Origin of the sequence: Actinoplanes sp. NPDC048988 (genome assembly GCF_043197815.1) — a bacterium.
Taxonomy (GTDB): domain Bacteria; phylum Actinomycetota; class Actinomycetes; order Mycobacteriales; family Micromonosporaceae; genus Actinoplanes.
The window spans coordinates 194,547-212,911 of sequence record NZ_JBICTW010000010.1; the positions used below are offsets into that span (position 1 = coordinate 194,547).

At 71.7% G+C, this 18,365-nt stretch carries 16 protein-coding genes and 4 tRNA genes; 13 read left to right on the plus strand and 7 right to left on the minus strand.

All coding sequences use genetic code 11. The features are described 5' to 3' along the window. Positions 1 to 25: 25 nt before the first annotated feature. From ACGFJ7_RS28540 to ACGFJ7_RS28550, 3 genes are all read left to right on the plus strand, one after another. Positions 26 to 391: a DUF2750 domain-containing protein gene (locus tag ACGFJ7_RS28540; protein WP_360255153.1), complete on the plus strand. Its 366-nt coding sequence runs from the start codon at positions 26 to 28 to the stop codon at positions 389 to 391. A gap of 213 nt (positions 392 to 604) precedes the next feature. Then, positions 605 to 1,429 carry a DUF4397 domain-containing protein gene (locus ACGFJ7_RS28545; RefSeq protein ID WP_392644855.1) on the plus strand — a complete coding sequence of 275 codons (825 nt, stop codon included), beginning with the start codon at positions 605 to 607 and terminating at the stop codon, positions 1,427 to 1,429. Next, positions 1,426 to 2,115: a class F sortase gene (locus tag ACGFJ7_RS28550; protein ID WP_392644739.1), complete on the plus strand. Its 690-nt coding sequence runs from the start codon at positions 1,426 to 1,428 to the stop codon at positions 2,113 to 2,115. Before ACGFJ7_RS28545 ends, ACGFJ7_RS28550 begins: the two co-directional genes overlap by 4 nt. Positions 2,116 to 2,164: 49 nt before the next feature. On the opposite strand, the gene ACGFJ7_RS28555 is transcribed toward ACGFJ7_RS28550, so the two are convergent. The 3 genes from ACGFJ7_RS28555 to ACGFJ7_RS28565 form a co-directional block, all read right to left on the minus strand. Continuing rightward, positions 2,165 to 3,490: a glycoside hydrolase family 6 protein gene (locus ACGFJ7_RS28555; RefSeq protein ID WP_392644740.1), complete on the minus strand. Its 1,326-nt coding sequence runs from the start codon at positions 3,488 to 3,490 to the stop codon at positions 2,165 to 2,167. 70 nt (positions 3,491 to 3,560) lie between these two features. Next, positions 3,561 to 4,580: an aldo/keto reductase gene (locus ACGFJ7_RS28560; protein WP_360255147.1), complete on the minus strand. Its 1,020-nt coding sequence runs from the start codon at positions 4,578 to 4,580 to the stop codon at positions 3,561 to 3,563. A gap of 65 nt (positions 4,581 to 4,645) precedes the next feature. Continuing rightward, on the minus strand, positions 4,646 to 6,277 hold the full coding sequence (locus ACGFJ7_RS28565; RefSeq protein WP_392644741.1) for a protein kinase: 1,632 nt from the start codon (positions 6,275 to 6,277) through the stop codon (positions 4,646 to 4,648). Between the two features lie 320 nt (positions 6,278 to 6,597). Between ACGFJ7_RS28565 and ACGFJ7_RS28570 the strand changes: the two genes are divergently transcribed. The 4 genes from ACGFJ7_RS28570 to ACGFJ7_RS28585 all read left to right on the plus strand — a co-directional run bounded on the left by ACGFJ7_RS28570 (position 6,598) and on the right by ACGFJ7_RS28585 (position 6,976). After that, positions 6,598 to 6,669 (plus strand) — tRNA-Glu (locus tag ACGFJ7_RS28570). Between the two features lie 20 nt (positions 6,670 to 6,689). Continuing rightward, positions 6,690 to 6,761, plus strand: a tRNA-Gln gene (locus tag ACGFJ7_RS28575). A 50-nt stretch (positions 6,762 to 6,811) separates the two neighbouring features. After that, positions 6,812 to 6,884: transfer RNA gene (locus tag ACGFJ7_RS28580), tRNA-Pro, on the plus strand. Between the two features lie 11 nt (positions 6,885 to 6,895). Continuing rightward, positions 6,896 to 6,976 (plus strand) — tRNA-Tyr (locus ACGFJ7_RS28585). Positions 6,977 to 7,086: 110 nt separating this feature from the next. Here ACGFJ7_RS28585 and ACGFJ7_RS28590 read toward each other — a convergent pair. Next, a complete protein-coding gene (locus ACGFJ7_RS28590) occupies positions 7,087 to 8,277 on the minus strand; it encodes a sensor histidine kinase (RefSeq protein WP_360255142.1) in 1,191 nt (396 codons plus the stop codon). A 34-nt stretch (positions 8,278 to 8,311) separates the two neighbouring features. Beyond that, positions 8,312 to 9,322, minus strand: a complete 1,011-nt coding sequence (locus ACGFJ7_RS28595) for a glycoside hydrolase family 11 protein (protein WP_360255140.1) — start codon at positions 9,320 to 9,322, stop codon at positions 8,312 to 8,314. A gap of 540 nt (positions 9,323 to 9,862) precedes the next feature. Between ACGFJ7_RS28595 and ACGFJ7_RS28600 the strand changes: the two genes are divergently transcribed. Genes ACGFJ7_RS28600 through ACGFJ7_RS28625 form a run of 6 tightly spaced genes read left to right on the plus strand, consistent with a single transcriptional unit; the run spans position 9,863 to position 16,696 of the window. Beyond that, positions 9,863 to 10,402 (plus strand): glycosyltransferase, encoded by a 540-nt coding sequence (locus ACGFJ7_RS28600; protein ID WP_360255138.1) that lies wholly within the window; start codon positions 9,863 to 9,865, stop codon positions 10,400 to 10,402. Further along, positions 10,399 to 11,862 (plus strand): glycosyltransferase family 4 protein, encoded by a 1,464-nt coding sequence (locus tag ACGFJ7_RS28605; RefSeq protein WP_392644744.1) that lies wholly within the window; start codon positions 10,399 to 10,401, stop codon positions 11,860 to 11,862. Before ACGFJ7_RS28600 ends, ACGFJ7_RS28605 begins: the two co-directional genes overlap by 4 nt. Continuing rightward, a complete protein-coding gene (locus tag ACGFJ7_RS28610; protein WP_360255133.1) occupies positions 11,859 to 12,596 on the plus strand; it encodes a hypothetical protein in 738 nt (245 codons plus the stop codon). The genes ACGFJ7_RS28605 and ACGFJ7_RS28610 overlap by 4 nt, the downstream gene beginning before the upstream one ends. Further along, a complete protein-coding gene (locus ACGFJ7_RS28615) occupies positions 12,589 to 14,214 on the plus strand; it encodes an ArnT family glycosyltransferase (protein WP_392644745.1) in 1,626 nt (541 codons plus the stop codon). Before ACGFJ7_RS28610 ends, ACGFJ7_RS28615 begins: the two co-directional genes overlap by 8 nt. Next, entirely contained in the window at positions 14,214 to 15,605 is a 1,392-nt protein-coding gene (locus tag ACGFJ7_RS28620) for a hypothetical protein (RefSeq protein ID WP_360255127.1), read from the plus strand. Before ACGFJ7_RS28615 ends, ACGFJ7_RS28620 begins: the two co-directional genes overlap by 1 nt. After that, positions 15,602 to 16,696, plus strand: a complete 1,095-nt coding sequence (locus ACGFJ7_RS28625) for a glycosyltransferase family 4 protein (RefSeq protein WP_392644747.1) — start codon at positions 15,602 to 15,604, stop codon at positions 16,694 to 16,696. The genes ACGFJ7_RS28620 and ACGFJ7_RS28625 overlap by 4 nt, the downstream gene beginning before the upstream one ends. Here ACGFJ7_RS28625 and ACGFJ7_RS28630 read toward each other — a convergent pair. Together ACGFJ7_RS28630 and ACGFJ7_RS28635 are read right to left on the minus strand one after the other, a co-directional pair. Further along, the gene (locus tag ACGFJ7_RS28630) at positions 16,678 to 17,766 is read right to left on the minus strand and encodes a beta-galactosidase (RefSeq protein ID WP_392644748.1); all 1,089 of its coding nucleotides are present in this window, start codon (positions 17,764 to 17,766) and stop codon (positions 16,678 to 16,680) included. The two genes, ACGFJ7_RS28625 and ACGFJ7_RS28630, sit on opposite strands and share 19 nt — an antisense overlap. A gap of 95 nt (positions 17,767 to 17,861) precedes the next feature. Then, positions 17,862 to 18,365, minus strand: coding sequence for a GNAT family N-acetyltransferase (locus ACGFJ7_RS28635; RefSeq protein ID WP_392644749.1), 504 nt, complete (start codon positions 18,363 to 18,365; stop codon positions 17,862 to 17,864).

An 18,365-nucleotide genomic window follows, 5' to 3' on the forward strand; every position in this document is an offset into this window, starting at 1 on the left:
TTCGTAACGGTCGGGGAGGATTCGGGTGAGCACAAGCGGAGCTCAGGCGGCGGCCTTCTTCCGCGAGATCGTTCAAACTCATACTGTCTGGTGGGTTCGGGACGACGGCGGCAGCCCGACCCCCGTCTCGAGTTCCGGGCGGCCGGTTTTCCCATATTGGTCGTCGGAAGCCCGTGCGCAGCGGGCCGCCAATTTATGGGGCCCTCAATTCCGCGTCGTATCGATGCCGTTGGATCATTGGCGGGATGCGGCGCTGCCCGACCTGGCCCAGGACGACTTCCGCGTGGGCATCAACTGGAGTGGCCAGCGGCTGACCGGGTGGGACTTCACCGTCGATGAGGTAATCAATCGTCTCAGACATGCACTCGGCGAGCCGCCATACGGGGGATGAACTCGGTCGAACGATGTCCGTCATAGGGGACCGCTCCGGTTGGCCGGGGTTGGGCCTTGCCGGCTTCTCTCTGTTGCCGCTTCCACGAGCGACCTGACCCCACGATGTGCCGACGGCGCTTGTCAGAAAAGTTTTGGGGGGCTGCATCCGTTCGCTGGGGTGGTGACGAAGGACAGGGCGTACGACATCGACGACGATCCCGTGGAGGACACGATGCGCTCTTTGCCTTTCCGCCGTGCGGTCACCATCGGCGCGGTAACCATGCTCGCCCTCGGTGGGGCCGCGGCGCTGGGGACGTCGCCGGCCTACGCCAAGGCGAACTCTCAGGTGTCAGTGGTGCACGGCATTCCCGGTCAGGCGGTGGACGTCTACGTCAACGGGAAGAAGACCATTCCGGACTTCCAGCCGGGGAAGGTCGCCGGGCCGCTGAGCCTGCCCGCGGGACAGTACGACATCGCGCTGACCAAACCGGGCGCCGCGATCGGCAGCGCCCTGCTGAAGGTCGACGACGCCGAGGTGCCCGGTGGCGCCAACATCAGCCTGGTCGCTCACCTTTCGGCGGACGGCAAGCCGACGCTGACGCCGTTCGTGAACGACACCGGCAAGCTGGCCGCCGGCAAGGCGCGGCTGATCGTGCGGCACACGGCGGCGGCCCCGGCGGTCGACGTGCGGGCCGGTGGGAAGCCGGTCTTCGAGGACGTGACGAACGGCAAGGAGGGCAAGGCGGACGTCGACGCCGGCACGGTCTCGGCCGATGTGGTGCTGGCGGGCACGCAGACCCGCGTACTCGGGCCGGCCGACCTTGACCTCAAGGAAGGAACGGCGACCATCGTGTACGCCATCGGCTCGGCCGAGGGCAAGACGCTCGGCATCGTCTCGCAGTCGATCACGGGCCTGCACTCGGCGCCCGGCGGCGTGCCCAGCGGCGACGGCGGCCAGGCCGACGGCAACGGCTCGCTGCCGTGGTACGGCGTCGGGGCGGTCGGCATCCTGCTGGCCATGGCCGGCCTGACCCGGCTGGTCACCGCCCGCCGATGAGCGTCTCGGACCGAGACGGCACGCCCCGGCCGCGGCCGGGGCGTGCCCTGCTTCTGCTCACGGCCGGCCTGACCCTGACCGTCACGGCGGGTGTGGCCGCCTGCCGGGCCGAGCCCGCGGACGACTTCGGAGCACCGGCCGTGACCACGCTCGCCTCCACCCCGCCCACGAGTTCGCCGGCGACCTCCTCGGCGGTGCCTGTCGCGGACGGTGCTCTGCCCCGCGCCTCCGCCACCGACGCGCCGGCCCGGCTGCGCGTCCCGGCACTCGACCTCGACGCGCGCGTCGACGCGGTCGGCATCGACAAGGCGACCGGCGACTTCGCCGTCCCGCCGAGCGTGGACCGGGTGGGGTGGTACCGGTACGGTCCCGGCTTCTCGGCGACGGCGGGCTCCATAGTGGTCGCCGGCCACGTGGACAGCGCGGCTGAGGGGAAAGGAGCCTTCTTCCGGCTCGGCTCTCTGAAGCCCGGTGACGCGGTCACGCTGACGGGCGCCGACGGCAAGGACCGTACGTTCGAGGTGGTGGCCCGCGAGCGCTACCGCAAGACGGCCATCCCGCTGGCGAAGTACTTCGCCCGGGACGGCGCTCCACGGCTGACCCTGATCACTTGCGGCGGCCCCTTCGACCCGGAAACCCGCCACTACCGCGACAACGTGGTGGTCACCGCGACCGCCCAGTCCTGAGAACGACGCGCAGCACCCCGGCCGCTTCGGCCGGGGTGCGCGATGCGATTCAGGCTGTGCAGGTGAGGGAGGGTGAGCCGGCCAAGCCGGAGGCGATGAAGCCGAACTCGGCGCTGGCGCCCGGGGCGAGGGAACCGTTCCAGGCGGCGTTGCGGACGGTGGCCGTCGATCCGGACACCGTCAGGTTGCCGCCCCAGACCTGGCTGATCGACTGGCCGGAGGCGAGGGTCCACGAGACGGACCAGCCGCTGATCGCGCTGCCGCCGGCCTTGACGGTGATCTGGCCCTGGAAACCGCCCTGCCAGGCGCTGGACGTCACGTACGTCGCGCCGCAAGCGCCGGCCGACGGCGTGGTCACCGGCGGCGTGGTGGGCGGGGTCGTCGGCGGGGTGGTGGGTGGCGTGGTCGGCGGGAGAGGTGCTCCGGTGGCCAGGCTCGCGGCCAGGTCGGGCTGGAACGATCCCGCCGCGTACCGGCAGCCGTCGGCCTCGCCCGGGGGCTTCACCCAGAGGTAGGCGTCGATGTTGGCGTCGCCGGTGTCGAGCGTGGGGTAGCGGCCGATGCGGCGGTCGGTGTTGTCGTCGCCGCACCAGTCGCCGGCCGCGCCGCCGTTGCGGCTGGTGTCGATGACCTGGCGTTTGCCGTTGATGCCGCGGCCGGACAGGGCGCTCAGGACCGACCGGCCGAACGCCGTCTCGTTCGCTGTGGACTGGAAGTTCGAGACGTTGGAGTAGAAGCCGTCGGCGTCGGCGACGCCCGCGTTGGCCAGCCGGTTGGCCGCCTCGCCGGCCGGGTTCCAGGCCGAGTGGCCGCCGTCCAGGTAGACCTTGGCCCCGGCCGCCTTGAGGGTGCGGGTGGCGGTGGCCAGGGCCTGGTTGCGGGCGGTGATCTCGTTGGCGCTCAGGCAGGTCTGCAGGGCGATCGAGTCGGGTTCGAGCAGGATCAGCGTGGTACGCCGGGCCAGCCCGCCGGCGATGTTGTTGATCCAGGCCTGGTACTGGTTCAGGTCGGGCGCGCCGCCGGCGCTGGCGCCGCCGCAGTCGCGGTTCGGGATGCCGTACAGGGTCAGCGCCGGAACCTGACCGGCCGCGACCGCCGCGCCGACATAGCCGGAGACCTCGGACTGGACGGTGCCGACGTTGAAGTTGGACAGCCAGCGCGTGGCCGGCTGGCCGGCGATGCGGGAGCTGATCAACGCCGTACGGGAATCGTTGGGGTTGGCACTGACCCAGCGGGCGACGGCGGTGCTGGGGTCGCGGTAGAGGGTGCCGGACAGAGTTCCGGCCGTGGCCGGGCTCGAGGCGAGCGCGACGGCGGCCGCGGCGGTCGCGCACACGGCCGCCGCGGCGACGGGGATCATTCGGGGGAGAGGCACAAGGCTTCCTTCCGGGGAGTTGGGAGCGCTCCCAATCGTACCCCCGCAATTGAAGCCTCTCAATGCATGATTAAAAAGTGCGGCTTCGCTGGTTGAGGCCGAGCGGACCGTACGGGTAGTCGTTCGGCCGTGGATCGCTCGCCTCGTCGAGGGCCGTGGTCTCCTCGGCGGTGAGATGAAGGCCGGCCGCCCGGAGATTGGCCTCGAGCTGGTCGAGGGTGCGGGCGCCCAGAATGGTCGAGGTCACCGCGGGCCGGTCGGTCACCCAGGCCAGCGCCACCTCGGCCATCGACACGCCACGATCCTCGGCGATCCGCTGCACGGCGTCGACCACATCCCAGGTGCGGGCGACATTGCGGCGGTCGTACGCCTCCATGCCCCGCTCCGGGTTGTCCCCGAGCCGCGTGGCGCCGGTGGGCCGCTGATCGCGCTGATACTTTCCGGTTAGCCAGCCCCCACCGAGCGGACTCCACGGCAGCAGGCCGATGCCGGCGTCGAGCGAGGCCGGGACGATCTCGTACTCGGTCTCGCGCACCAGAAGGTTGTACTGCGGCTGAAGGGTGACCGGGCCGGCCAGCCCTAGCTCGCGGGCCAGGGCGACGGCCTTGGTGAGCTGCCAGCCGGTGAAGTTCGAGAAACCGTAGTAACGGATCTTCCCGGCCCGGACGAAACCGTCGAGGGTACGCAGGGTCTCCTCGAGCGGGGTGAACGGATCCCACGAGTGAGCCTGGTAGAGGTCGACGGCCTCGACCCCGAGCCGGGACAGCGAGGCGTCGAGGGCACGGGTGAGGTGGCGCGCGGACAGACCGGCGCCGTTGGGGTCGGCCGCCATCGGGAACCGTCCCTTGGTGGCGAGCACGACCGCCCCGGTGACCTCGGCCGGCCGCGACGCCAGCCAACGACCGATGATCCGTTCCGACTCACCGGCCGAGTAGACGTCCGCGGTGTCCACGAACGTCCCGCCCGCCTCGACGAAACGGTCAAGCTGGGCGTGCGACACCTTCTCGTCGGATTCGTCACCGAAGGTCATCGTTCCCAGACAGAGCGAGGAGACGGCGCATCCGCTGCGCCCGAGCGTGCGATATTCCATGACCGGGCAAGTACCTTCCGCGACGGCCCTCAAACGTCCGGCCTCCCGCGGCCTTCGCCGATGGGTCACTTCTTGCCGGGCTTTTTTCCGTGGGCGGGGTGGGGCTTCTTCGGCGCCTTTCCCTTTCCCTTCGCCTTGCCCCTCGCTTCAGCCTTTGCCGGGCCAGGCCCCGTGTTGAGAGCGACCGTGCGTACGGCGGGTCGAGCCGGCGGAGCAGCACCGGCCGGATTGGCCGCGCCGCTGTGGGGCAAGGCGACCGGCTGAGCGGCACGGAGCGACTTGGCGGCCCCAGCCGGCTGGGTAGCGCGGGGTGGGTCGGCGGCGCCGGTGTCGGCCGGCCGGGTTACGCCGGGTGAACTGGTCGTGCCGGTGGAGGGCGCGGATGGAACGGCGGCCGCCTGGGCCGGCTGCGACGGTGGGCTGTCCGCCCACCAGACACCACCCGCGGTCAGCATCCCGGCGGCCACACCGGCCGCGATGAACAGTTTGTGAGAGCGCCGACGGCCGGAAACCATCGACATCCAACTGCTGCGCCGGCCGGCAGCGGCTACGGCCGGCCGGCTGGTGTGTCGGTGGTCCTGGGGGCGTCGTCCGGCGGGAACCGCCGACAGCCGGCTGGTGTCCTGGCCGGCGGGACCCGCCAGCTCGCCGGTCTTCTGGTGGGCGGCTGTCGACGATCCGCCGGTGGCCTGGTCGGCGGCACTCAGATCGCTGGTGCGCTGGCTGGCGGGAACGGCCGGCCATTCGGTGGTGTCCTGGTGGGCCCGGTTGGTACGCCGTGGCGCGGGGAACGCCGGCGGCCTGGTGAGGCCGCGGCGGGCCGGAGCCTTCGGCGGTGACAACGCCGGGCCGGCGGCGCGGCGCATCAGGGAAGCCGGCGGGAGGCCGGCGAGTTCCCCGAGCACCTCCGAGGCTTCGATCGAGCTGGGCCGGTCGGCGGCGTTCTTCGTCAGGCAGCGCGCCACCAGCCGGGTCACCGCCGATGGCAGGCCGGCGATCGCCGGCAGCGGCGCCGGCTTGGCGTACACATGTGCCTTCACCATCTGGGTGACCGTCGAGGCGTCCCACGGCATCCGGCCGGCCAGGGCCAGGTGGAGCACCAGGCCGAGGGCGTAGACGTCGGTCGCGGGCCGGACCGGGCCGCCCGCGATGCGCTCCGGCGCCAGGTAGGCGGGCGTGCCCAGGACCTGGCCGTCCTGGCCGTCGAGGGCGCCGACCGTGGCCGAGATGCCGAAGTCGACGAGTTTCACGCCGCTCGCCGTGACCATGATGTTCGCCGGTTTCACGTCGCGGTGGACGACACCGTCGGCGTGTGCCGCCGCCAGCGCGGCCGCCACCTGGGCGCCGACGAGCACGGCGACCTTCCACGGGAGCGGGCCGCCGGTGAGCATGTCGGCCAGGGTCCGGCCGTCCACGAGTTCCATCACGACGTACGACAGGGTGTGCCCGCCCTCGCCGAACTCACCGTAGTCGTAGACGGCGACCACGTTCACATGCCGTAGCCGGGCCGCGGCCCGCGCCTCGTCCCGGATCCGCCGTCGCAGGTCGGGGTCGCCGGCCAGGTCCGGTGACAGCACCTTCACCGCCACCTCGCGGCCCAGCACCTCGTCGTCGGCCCGCCAGACGACGGCCATGCCGCCGCGGCCGAGCCGTTCCCGAAGCCGGTACCGGTCGCCGATGAGTTGTCCACTCTCCACGAGCCGTTTCCGTTCCCCCGCGGGCCGCCGCGAAACGCCCCGGTCCGCCGGCGGAATAATATGTTTGCCGATCCCCCGGCGGCCGCTCTACGTTAATCACCAGCACCAACGCCGTCACACGAGACCGGGAGCACTCCGATGATCCGCTGTTATGCCGTCGCCGAGCCGCAGCCTCAGCTGCCGGCCGAGGCTGCCCGCGGATCGTTCCTCGAGGAGCAGCCCACCTGTCGGGAGGCGCCACCCAGCGCCTGAGCCCAGCGCCCAGCGCCGAGGCCGCCTCCCGACTCCGGGAAGGCGGCCTTTTTGTTTGGTGAGCACATGGACCCGTGGAGCAGCGGCACGCTCGCCGCCCCCTCAAGGCGGAGACACCGGTTCGATCCCGGTCGGGTCTACGAACACACCATGCGTTCGATCGGAGATGGTCCAACGGCAGGACACCTGGTTCTGAGCCAGGACGGTGGAGGTTCGAATCCTCCTCTCCGAGCTGCTTGTCCTCGTAGCCCAACGGCAGAGGCACGACGCCGAGGAGACGGACGGGATGTGGCCCAGGAGGTAGGGCGCCGGTCTTGGGAACCGGAAGCCGGGAGTTCGAGTCTCCCCATCCCGACGCGGTATTTCGTGGGAGCGCCGACGTGGGAGAGTCGGGCCCGCCTGTAAAGCGGGTGCATCGCTGAGCGGGTTCGAATCCCGCCTCCCGCACGCACGTACACGGCCTCGGTGGGTTCCTGGTGGAGCCGCCCGCCTGCAAAGCGGGTCCTTCGGGCGCTCCGGTTCGATTCCGGCCTTGGCCTCGACAGCACCCGGCGGCGTCAGTGGACGGCGGGGAGGGCCGGGAGGGTGGCCGAGATGACGGTGCCGCCGCCCGGCTCCGATTCCACGACGACGCGGCCGGACAGGCGCTGGACACGCCGGCGCATGCCGGCCAGGCCGAAACCGCCGTCGGGGGAGCCGTGGGCGCGCCGGGCCGCCGGGACGAAACCGACCCCGTCATCGCGGACGTCCAGGGTCACCAGGTCTTCCATGTAGGACAGTGTGAGCGTGACCTCGGTGGCCCGCGCGTGTTTGGCGACGTTGGTCAGGGATTCCTGGGCCGTGCGCAGGAGGGCGGCCTCGATGTCGGGACGCAGGGGACGGGCGTCGCCCGTGGTGGTCGCCGCGGCGGTGATGTGGTTCGCCCGCGACCAGCGCCGGGCCAGGTCGTCGAGGGCTTCCGGCAGCCGGGCCTCGGCCAGCATCGACGGCTCCATCGCGTGGACCGTGCGGCGCGCCTCGGTCAGGCTTTCGCGGGCCAGGGTGAGCGCGTTCGTCAGGTGCCGGCGGTCCATGGTGTTCTCGGCCGCCTGGAGTTGGGTGATGATGCCGGCCAGGCCCTGGGCCACGGTGTCGTGGATCTCGCGGGCCATGCGCTGCCGCTCGTCCTGGACGCCGGCCCCGCGGGCGTGGACCAGCAGTTGGGCGTGCAGCTCGGCGTTCTCTTGCAGCGTCGCCTCCAGCTCGGCCAGGGCCGCTTTCAGTTGCTGGTTGCGCCGGTAGGTCAGGTCGGTGAAAAAGAAGAAGACGCTTGCGAGTACGACGCTGAGCGCGCTGACGGCGATCCACTCCCACCAGCCGTCCGCGACGATGGCGGAGTACCCGCCCTGGAAGGCGGCGGCCGAGATCGTCGCCGTGGCCGCGACACCGGCGTAGCGCCACCGGCCGTTCAGGTGGACGTAGGCCTGGGGGTAGCCGGCGAACGCGAACAGGCCGTAGAAGGGCGCTGTCGCCACCAGGCCGGCGGTGAGCAGCATCAGGCCCGCGTAATAGAAGCGCGTACGCGGGCGGAGCAACCAGAGCGCGGTGGCGGCCGACAGCCCGAGCACCGCTGGACGGTGCCCGGGCTGAAGCAGCAGCGTGAGCAGGAGGCTGATCGCGAGGAGGGCGTACGGGAGAACGGTGAAGAAGGTGATCTCCCGGTGTTCCCAGCGGTCGAACTCCGCCCGTGGTTCCGCTTCGGCGCTCACGGCCCCCAGCATGACAGCCGGGGGCCGCTTCGCCTCAGCTCGTTCGGCAGGTGACTGTGGGCCAGGTCCAGTTGCCGTTGGCCATGATGGTCACGCCGAAGTTGTTGCCGTTGCCGTTCGGGGTGGCGGTGACGGTCCCGGTGGTGCCGCTGACCGCGGCGTTCCAGCTGTTCTGCACGCTCTGGCCGCCGTTGAGGTTGAGCTGGACGGTCCAGTTGGTGGCGTTGCTGACCGCGACGTTGAGGTTGAAGCGGTCACCGAACTGCTGGCCGGCGCTCAGCACCGCGGTGCAGTTGCCGCCGCCGCCCGGGGGCGGGGTGGTCGGGTTGGTGCCGCCGCCGCTGCCCTCGCGGACGGTGATGTCGGAGCTGCCCTGGCTCTGGTAGCCCTCGGTCGCCATGATCTGGTACGCGAAGCTGCTGCCCAGGTTGAGGCCGGCGCGGGCCCACGCGTCGAAGTGGTTGGCGACCGTGATGGTGCCGGAGCTGCGCTTCTGCTGGCGGACGCTCCAGTACTGGTAGAACGTGGCGGTGCCGTCGATCGACGGCTGGTTGACCCGCTGGCTGCGCAGGATGTCGTACGTGCCGCCGTCGGTGGTGACGGTGCCCAGCCGCTGGGCGCCGCTGCTCGGGTTGTAGCTGCCGAAGTTCTCGACGATGTAGTACTCGATGAGCGGGTTGCGGGTCCAGCCGTACAGGGCCAGGTAGGTGTTGTTGTTGCCGGGGTTGTAGGTGCCGGAGTAGGTGACGGTCCGGCGCGTGCCGGTGGCCCAGCCCTTGCCGCCGACCCAGTTGTTGGTGCTGCGGTCCCAGCTGCTCGAGTACCGGCCGTCGGCGCGCAACGTCATGCTGGCGTTGCCGCTGTCCTTCCAGAACGAGAAGTAGTAGCCGTTGTGCGTGCCCGTCGTGTTGGAGCTGACGGTCCGGTCGGCCTCGGCGTGCGCGACACCGGCGACCATCACGCCGGTCACGGTCATCGCCAAGGCACAGGCAGCGCCGGCTAGGAGCCGGAGCCGGCTACGGCGGCGGGGGAGTTCTGCGGTCATCTAGGTGCGTCCTCCTCGTGAGGGGGCTGCCGGGGAAACAGCCCCACGGACATCGAAGTGCGTCTGTGCGAGAGCGTGGCCCGCCGGCCGCTCGTTGTCAACAACTTCCGGAAACATCGCGGAAATACCGAAGTCGATCTCCGGTGGCATGAGTACGGAGTACTGCCAGGTGAAGCGCGGTTCCGGAACTGCTCAGCGACGCGTTGAGGCCGCATCGCGAGCTTGCCGAGGCTCCGCTGCTGCTGCTAGTACCGAAACTTACGGACCCCGCGGTCGCCGTGGTGTGGACGAGGGCGGGCAAGCGCTTTCCGGGTGGCGCCCTAGAGGATTAGTTCGTTCAGTCGGCCGCTCATTCCGAACCGCCAGACCCGTGTCCGGTCATGCCGTTTATGTGTGGTTTATCGGTAACGTGCGTATTGCGCCGATCTTGGCGCGTCATCACGACGTGGGGTTGACGGGATGCGACAGACTTTCGCGAATGCTATGGCGTTGGCGACGCCCTTTTCTTCGGCGCTCGACACGGAATTCATGCTTCCTCTGGTGAACGAGGAAAGCCGGGCCCGAACGATATTGGCGGCCTTTTCCGACGTCATCGCCCGCCTTCCCGTCGCCGGCTCCATCGCCGTTATCGACGGCGGTTCGAGCGACCGGACGATCGAGGTCGTCGACGAATTCGCGCTCTGTTCGCCGGTGGGTATCCGGGTGGTCGGCAGCTCGCGCCCGGGCTGGACGCCGGCCGTGCTCCGGGGCGTCGCGACGAGCCCGGCCCGCCGCATCGGCGTCGGCGACCCGCACGTGCTCGGCCCCCGGGCGAACGTACTGCTGACCCACGCCCTGCGCGTGCTGGCCGGCGGCGCGCACGTCGTGACCATCGGCGGCAACGGGCGGCACGTCAGCCTGATGGACCGGGACGTGGCCGCCCTGATCGTCGGGGACGCCATGCCGGACGGGGCCGGGTCCCTGCCGGTGGCGCGGGACACCGCGGACTACGCCGGGCTGCGCATGTCGGCGTACAGCGTCGTCTCGAACCGGTACGACCTCCGCGAGGACACCACGGACGTCCTGCCGGTGCCGGCATGAACCGACGGCGCTACCGCTCGCACGAGGGCGAGCACGTGGTGTGGCTGAACTTCAAGGACTCGTCGCATCCGCGGGCCGGCGGGGCCGAGGTCTTCATGCACTCGGTGGCCCGGCGCCTGGCCGGTGAGGGCCAGCGGGTCACCGTCCTGGCCGCCCGGCCCGCCGGAGCCCCGCGGGCCGAGACCGTGGACGGGGTGACGGTGCGGCGGATGGGTAACGCGTACACCGTTTATCTGCTCGCCTGGCTCTGGGTTCTCCGGCACCGCAATCACATCGACGCCATTGTCGACACCTGCAACGGCATACCATTCTTCTCTCCCTTGGCGGTGGGTCGCCGGGTGCCGGTTCTGGTGCTTATTCATCACGTACATCAGACGATGTTCGCCCAGAATCTGCCCTTTCCGGTGGCCGCCATCGGCCGATGGATGGAAAGGGTGGGAAATCGGCTCGTCTACGGGCGGCGAACCATTGCCGTGGTGTCGCCCTCGTCGCGGTCGGAGGTGCGTACGGCACTCGGGCTCGTGGGTCCCATCTACATCGCCAACAACGGCCAGGAGCCGCTTTCCACGGCCGGCGCCAAGCGCAGCCGTACGCCCCGGATCGTCGTGGTCGGCCGTCTCGCCCCGCACAAGCGGTGGGACCTGCTCCTGAGCGCGTTCCCCCGGGTGGCCGAGTTGGTGCCGGACGTCGAACTGCACATCGTGGGCGACGGTCCCTGCCGCTCCGGCCTGGAGGCCATGGTCGGCGCCGGTGACCGGGTGTGGCTGCACGGCCGGCTGCCCCAGGCCGAGCGGGACCGGCTGCTGGCCACGGCCTGGGTGACCGTCTGCACGTCCGAGCTCGAAGGCTGGGGCCTGTCGGTCACCGAGGCGATGAGCCTGGGCGTCCCGGCGGTGGTGCTGGCCGCGCCCGGCCTGCGGGACTCGGTGCGCAACCGGGTCACCGGGTGGGTCGTCCCGCATGCCGAACAGCTGCCGGGCCAGCTCGTGGCGGCCCTGGTCGAGCTCGAGGACCCGGCGGTGGCCAAGGAGTGGGCCGAGCGGTGCCGGTCGTGGGCCGCCCGCTTCGACTGGGACGCCACCACCGACCGGATCGCCAGCCTGCTGATCCACGAGGACTGCCGCCGCGTCCGGGCCGACCGCCGGGCGATCTGCGACCTGTCCACCGTGGCCGACCTGCCGCTCAGTCAGGCCGCCCGGATCGACTACCGCGCGCTGCGCAGCGTGGACCAGATCGACTGGGACGAGCCGGGCATCGGCGAGAGGCGCGTCCGGCTCCTGCTGGCCGGCCTCGACGAACGCGACACCCTCGTCCTGCTGGGCCGCTACGGGCTGGACGTGACGGGCATCGAGGCCCGCGTCGCCCGCCCGGCCGACCTGGTCGGCTGGAAGCGCACCGGCGGTCCCCGGGCGTACGACCTGCGCGCCTATTTCGAAGACATCATGCAAGGAGTGTCGTGAGCACCAAGGTAGTGATCCTCGGCGGCAGCAGTTCCCTGGGGCTCGGCGTGGGCGGCCGCTCGTACGCCGTCCGCGCGGCCCGGCTGCTCGACGCGGACGCCGAGATCAAGCAGCTGTCCCGGTCGGCGCAGACCGTGGCCGAGGTCGACCGCCGCACCACGGAACAGATTCGCCGGTTCCGGCCGGACGTCATCATCCTGTCGTTCGGCGCGGCCGAGGGGCACGTCCATCCGAGCCGCCTGCTCCAGGCCCTGCTCGACCGGTTCGGCCCGCGGAGCTGGCGCGGCCCGGCCGGGATGGAGCCCCGGCCGTACTACTCCCGCCACCCGGTCAAACGCTGGCGGCAGCGGCTCGTCTCCGGCTCGAAGATCACCGTCAAGCGGGCCATCATCGCGGTCACCGGCGGCTACCACCGGCTCGGGTCCGACGACTTCGACCACCGGCTGCGCGACCTGCTCGACGACCTCGGCCCGGCCACCAAGGTGCTGGTCGGCCTGTGGCGCGTCGACGACCACATGTTCCCCCGCTCGAACGCCGTCCTGAGCCACCACGACGCCCTGCTCCGGCGGATCGCCGGTGACCGCGACGACGTCGTCTACGTGCCCACCCGCGACGTGGTCCGCCACTGGGACGACTTCCTGATGGACCACGCCCACCTCAACGACCACGGCCACGACGTCGTAGCCCGGTTGATCTCCGAGAACATCACCGCGAAGGCAGGCACCGGTGCTTGACACGACACTGCTCGACGTAGCCCGGCCGGCTGAGCCGCGGTACTGGCGCCGAGGGCGGCCGTGGATCTACGCCGGGGCCGCGCTGACCGCCGCCCTGGCTCTGTTCACCAACGTTCGCGGGGCCCGCGACTTCGACCTCGACGAGGTGATGTACGCCGTGGCCGGGCAGAACATCGCCGAGCACGGTTCCATCTCGTGGGGACAGCAGCTCACCGCCGTCCACCCGCCCCTGCATTTCCTGCTCCTCGGGCTCTGGGAGACGGTCGGGGGCGGCGGGTCCGTGCTCGAGGCGATGTTCCACGCCCGGACGATGGGCGCCCTGGTCACGCTGCTGACCGTCGTCGCGGTCGGAATGCTGGCCCGCCGCTTCACGGCCGACCCGCTGCTGGTGGCGGCCGCGATGATCATCTTCGCGGTGGACGCGTTCGTGCTCCGCTTCGGGCGCACCGCGCTGATCGAGCCCACCGCCGTACTGGCCCAGGTGATCGTGGTCTACCTGGCCATCCGGCTGCGCCGCGCCTCGTCGCCGACCTACATCGTCGTGGTCGGCTGCGTGTCCGGTCTGGCCCTGCTGGTCAAGGAACCCCTGCTGTTCGTGACGCTGGTGCCGCTCGCGGTGGCCCTGCTCCGGCGCGACTGGCCCTTCCTGCGCCGGGCCGGCGGCTCCCTGCTGGTGGCGGCGGCGGTCTACGCGGTCTTCCCGATCTGGGCCGGCCTCAACGGCGCCGGCTCGTGGTGGCTGGCCGAGCACAACATCAGCGCCGAACGGCTCTTCGGGCTCAAACAGCTGAGCGGCCTCAACCGTACGGGCGTCTCGTCCTTCTCGGTCTTCACCGACAGCTTCCTCGGCTACGCCGCCGGCTATCTGGTCTTCGCACTCGGCGCGGCCGGCCTGCTCCACCTGGTCGTCCGTCATGGCCGGCGGCCGGACGAGCGGGCCGCCTGGCTGATGGCGTTCGGCGGCCTCAGCTTCGGCTTCCTGGCCTACTGCGTGCTGGTCGGGCAGGCCAACGAGCAACTCAGCGTCTACTCGGTCGTCCCGGCGGTCCTGCTGACGGTGCTCTCCTTCGACGGCGTCGCCCGGCGGGTCACGGTCGCCGTCTGCGTGGCCGCGGTCGCGGTCAGCGCGCTGGGCTGGGTGACCAACGTGGCCCTGGCCCGCGACGACGCCACCACGCGGATGGGCGCCCGGATCACCGCTCAACTGCCGTGCGTGGCGGTCAACGCCACCGGGAACGCCGAACGCTGGGTCCCGGTCCTGCCGCGCAACCACGTCACCGCGTTCCGCGACGGCCCCGCCGCCGTCCGCTCCGGCGTCCAGGCCTTCCTCCTGTCCGGAAAGGACAGTCGCCTGCGCTACGGCAACAGCTCGCCCGAGCTGGCCGACTGGGTCAAGGGCAACGGCCGGCAGCTGTACGGGTTCGGCAGCCGCCGCTACGAGAACATCGAGCTCTGGGTCGTCGGGGGGATGACCGCCCTGTCCGAGTGCGCCAACCCGCCCCGCCCGATCGCGGCGAACGCCTCGAGCAGTGGCTTCCTCGCCCTGCTGTTCGCCGTGCTGGCGCTGGCCGCCTTCGGCGTCGTCGGCCGGCACCGCTGGGTCCGGCGGAGCATCTGATGACCGACACGCTGCGCGGCGCCGGCCGCCGTGGCCGCGGCGGCGCGGGCTGGCTGCTCGTCGCCACGACCTCGGCCGGCGCCGTCAACTACGGGTACGCGCTGGCCATGACCCACGGCCTCGCCCCCGCGGAGTTCGCGGCGTTCGCGGCCGGCCAGGCCCTGCTTCTGGTGCGCACCACCATCTCCAGCGCGGCCGTCTCCTGGGTGCTGGCCCGGGAGGTCGGCCGCGCCGCCGGCGACCCGGAGCGGCAGGCCGTGGTCACCTCGTTCGCGTTCTGGTCGAACCTCGTGCTCGGCGCCGGCCTCACCGTCCTGCTCGTGGCCGGCGTGCTCCTGTTCGGCTCGGTGGCCGACGCGGCCCTGCTGGCCGCGGCCTCGCTCATCCTCGCCGTCGGCTCGACCGGGATGGGCTACCTGCAGGGCACCGGCCGGATCACCGCGATCGCCGGGCTGCTCACCCTCGAGGCGCTGGTCAAGGCGGCCACCGGCGCCGGTCTGGTCTTCGGCGCGCACTGGCAGTCGGCGGGCGCCCTCGGCGGGTTCGCGGCCGGCGGCCTGGTGCTGCTGGCACCGGTGCTGGCCGCCCGCCGGCTGCTGCGCCGGCCCACCTGGGGCCCGGCCCAGACCGAGCTTCTCCGGGCGGCCGTACGCCAGGTCCGGTTGCAGGCCAACGTCGCCGTCACCTCGGCCGCCGACACGGTGATCGTGGCCGTGCTCGGGCTGGCCAGCGCGGCCGCGCCCTATCAGGCCGCCTCCGCGCTCGGCCGGGTTCCGCTGTTCGTGTCGAACGCGGTCTCCACCGCGAACTTCGCCGCCCTGAGCCGGGACGGCTCGGCACGTCGTAAGGCCGACGCGATCCGCACCTACCTGCTCGTGGCGGCGGTCATGGCCGCCGCCCTGATCACGCTCCCGGCGCCGATCCGGCGGCTGCTGCTGCCGGACACGTTCGCGGCGGTCGACCGCTGGCTGCCGTTCGCGGCCGTGCTCGGACTGGCCGTCGGACTGCTCAACCTGGTGGTGACCGTCCTGCAGGCCGACGACGTCCGGGGGAGCGCGGTCCGGACCCTGACCGGGACGACGGTGGCCTACCTGGCCGTCGCCGGTCTGTCCGGTCTCGCCTACGGGGTCGCCGGGGTGGCGGTCAGCGCCACGGTGGCCGCCCTGAGCGTCGTCCTGCTGCCGCTGCTCGCGTTGCCGTCCCTGCGGCCCGCGGTGCGTGTCCTGCTCACCCGCCGGCGCTCGGCCGGCGACCTGGCCGTGCTGATGCTGCTGGCGACGGCCCTGGCCGTCGTCGACAACCCGGCCGGATGGGTGGCGGTCGCCGGCGTCTCGGGCGCGGTCGCGCTGGCGATGGCCTTTCCCGAGTTCGCTCCGCGGAGGTGGCGATGAGACTGCGCATCGGGGTCGACGGACGGGTCCTCGACGACCGCTACCACGGCATCGGCCGGGTCATGTACGGGCTCTGCGCCGAGCTGGCCCGGGCCGAGGGCGTGGAGCTGGTGGTGTTCACCGGCCGTACCCGGTCACAGCGGTTCGACGTGGACCGGCTGGCCGGCCGGCCGAACGTCACCCTGCACCCGGTCGATCTGCCGCCGGTCGACGTGCGGCAACTGTGGCGGTGGCGCCGGGTGCTGCGCCGGCGGCCGGTCGACGTGATGTTCTTCCCGTACCACCTGGGCGCCACGCCGTTCGCCGGCGTGCCCAGCCTGGCCATGGTCCACGACTGCATCTTCGAAGCGGATCCCCGGTTCGCGCCGTCGCGCGCCGTCGCGCTGTCCTACCGGCTGCTCACCACGCTGATCACCCGGACCACCACGGCGCTGACCGTCAGCCGGGCCTCGGCCGGCCAGATCGCCGAGCGCTACCGCCGCCGGGCGCACGTTATCCCGAACGGCGTCGACCTCCTTCCGCCGCCGGGGCGCGGGCTCGCCACCGAGTACGGGATCGAGCCCGGCTACGTGCTGCACGTCGGCGCGCAACGGCCGCACAAGAACGCCGTGGTGCTGGTGGAGGCGATCGCGAAGGTGCCGGACGCCCGGCTGGTGCTGGTCGGCTCGCCCGACCCGCGGTTCCCGGACGAGGTCGGGCCGGCGGTCGACCGGCTCGGTGTGGCCGACCGGGTGGTGCGCCTGCCGTTCGTGGCCGAGGAACTGCTGGGCGCGGTGTACGCGGACGCCGCCCTGCTCGCCTACCCGTCCCTGGTCGAGGGGTTCGGGCTGCCGGTGCTGGAGGCGATGACGGCCGGGACGCCGGTCGTGGCCAGCGACGTGCCGGTGCTGCGCGAGGTCGGCGGGACCGCGGCCACCTACGTGCCGCCGCACGACAGCACCGCCTGGGCGTCCGCGATCGCCCGGCTGCTGGCCGATCCGGCGCTGCGCGGGCCCCTGGCGGCCCGTGGAGTCGCTCACGCGGCCACCTTCACCTGGGCGGCGGCCGCCGAGCGGTTGCTGGAAGCCTGCGTTCAGGCCGTACGCAGGTAGCTCGCGTTACCGACGATGTCGGCGGCGCCCAACCGGACGATGTAGAGCGCGGCCAGGCCGTTCGCCCGGGCGATGCCCATGACGGCCGGCAGCTGCGACGGCCGGCAGACGTGCGTGGTCTCGGCCATCACGGGCAGGCCCTTACCCCGGGCCAGCCCGGCCAGGTACGCGACGGTGTCGGCATTCTCGGCCCACGTCCCGTACACGGCGACCTTCTTGTCCTTCAGCGCGCCGATCTGCCGCGTGGCGTCGTACCCCCGCTGCACCTCGCCGTTGATCTCGGCGCTGGAGGTGCCGGACAGGTTGGTGGCGACGGCCTTGTCGAAGTCGCCGGCGCGCATGCCGTACGACGGATACAGCATCGCGACCGTCCCGGCCCAGCCGGCCTGGCGCAGCGCGGTGATCTGCCAGTTCTGATATCCGGCGAGCGCGTTCAGGTACCAGTTGAGGAACTTGGCGGCCTGGCCGGCGCGGCTCGGCTGACCGGGCTTCCAGCCGGGCACCGGGTTGAGGCGGGCGGCGTTGACGTCGAACGCGAAGTAGAGGTTGCGCTGCTTCTCGCTGCTCGGGTAGGTCAGCTCACCCCAGTGCCCGCCGCCGGCCCGGACCAGCGAGAAGTCCGTGCCCAGCTGCTGGAAGACCCGGGTCAGATAGCGGACGGCGAGCGGACGGTAGGCCGTGCCGAAGACCAGGTTGGGCTCGCGGCCGCCGGTGTAGGTGACGCCGTTCTGGTCGACGTAGCGCGCGCCCGGCCGCGCCAGCAGCCAGGCCGGGGCGCTCTGGATCCCGGTGTTGAGCGAGATGGTGTAGCCCATCGCCCGCAGCGTGGCTGCGCGTGCGGCGACCGAGTCCAGGTACCGCACGTCGAACTGGCCCGGTGCCGGCTCGGCCTGCGACCAGTTCATCTCGACCAGGGCGTCACCGGCCCCGCCGGCCGAACGCATGCTTCGCATATCGGCGTCGGAGTAGTTGCCGATGATGCCGAGCGAGGCCGTGGCCGCCCCCGCCGCCGCGGCGTCGCCGTTGCCCACGACGAGAGAAACGATCGACAGGACGGCGGCCAGCGTCACGGAAAGCTTTTTCACCCCTTCCGCATCGGCCCGCCCGCCCGGCGGCGTCGCGGCTGCAACCGAGCGCTCCGCAAGAGCACCGCACGAGCAACCAGCTACCTCGCGCTCGGCTCACTCGGCGTCAGGCCGTACTTGACGTATTCGCCGGTCTCCTCGATCCGGTGCATGCCGAGGCGTTCCATCAGGCCCCAGGAGGCCGTGTTGGCGGGGGAACAGGTCGCGGTCACCGTGCGCAGGGCGAAAGTCGCGAAGGCGTACGGGAGGAAGGCCCGCATCGCCTCGAAGGCGTAGCCCCGGCCGTGGAAGCCGGGGTGGAACTGGAAGCCGACATCGCCGGTGCCCACGGGCCGGGCCGGCAGCCAGACGCCGACATCGCCGATCACCCGGTCCTCGCCGAGATGGTGGACGGCGTACCCGTGCCACGCGTCGCGGACCCCGTCGTCCAGATCCGCCTGGACAGCCAGATAGCCGGCCGCCTGGGCGGCGCTCATCGGCTCGCCCGGCAGGTACCGGCGTACCACCGGGTCGCTCTGGTAGGCCAGGAAGTCGGTCAGGTCGGTCGCGGCGAACCTGCGGATCGCCAGCCGTTCGCTGCGCAA

Excerpts from the sequence above, each read along its gene's own strand:
- ACGFJ7_RS28560 (WP_360255147.1), bottom strand. The coding sequence starts at position 4,580 with ATGGAATATCGCACGCTCGGGCGCAGCGGATGCGCCGTCTCCTCGCTC.
- ACGFJ7_RS28550 (WP_392644739.1), top strand. The coding sequence starts at position 1,426 with ATGAGCGTCTCGGACCGAGACGGCACGCCCCGGCCGCGGCCGGGGCGT.
- ACGFJ7_RS28625 (WP_392644747.1), top strand. The coding sequence starts at position 15,602 with ATGAGACTGCGCATCGGGGTCGACGGACGGGTCCTCGACGACCGCTAC.
- ACGFJ7_RS28605 (WP_392644744.1), top strand. The coding sequence starts at position 10,399 with ATGAACCGACGGCGCTACCGCTCGCACGAGGGCGAGCACGTGGTGTGG.
- ACGFJ7_RS28595 (WP_360255140.1), bottom strand. The coding sequence starts at position 9,322 with ATGACCGCAGAACTCCCCCGCCGCCGTAGCCGGCTCCGGCTCCTAGCC.
- ACGFJ7_RS28545 (WP_392644855.1), top strand. The coding sequence starts at position 605 with ATGCGCTCTTTGCCTTTCCGCCGTGCGGTCACCATCGGCGCGGTAACC.
- ACGFJ7_RS28620 (WP_360255127.1), top strand. The coding sequence starts at position 14,214 with ATGACCGACACGCTGCGCGGCGCCGGCCGCCGTGGCCGCGGCGGCGCG.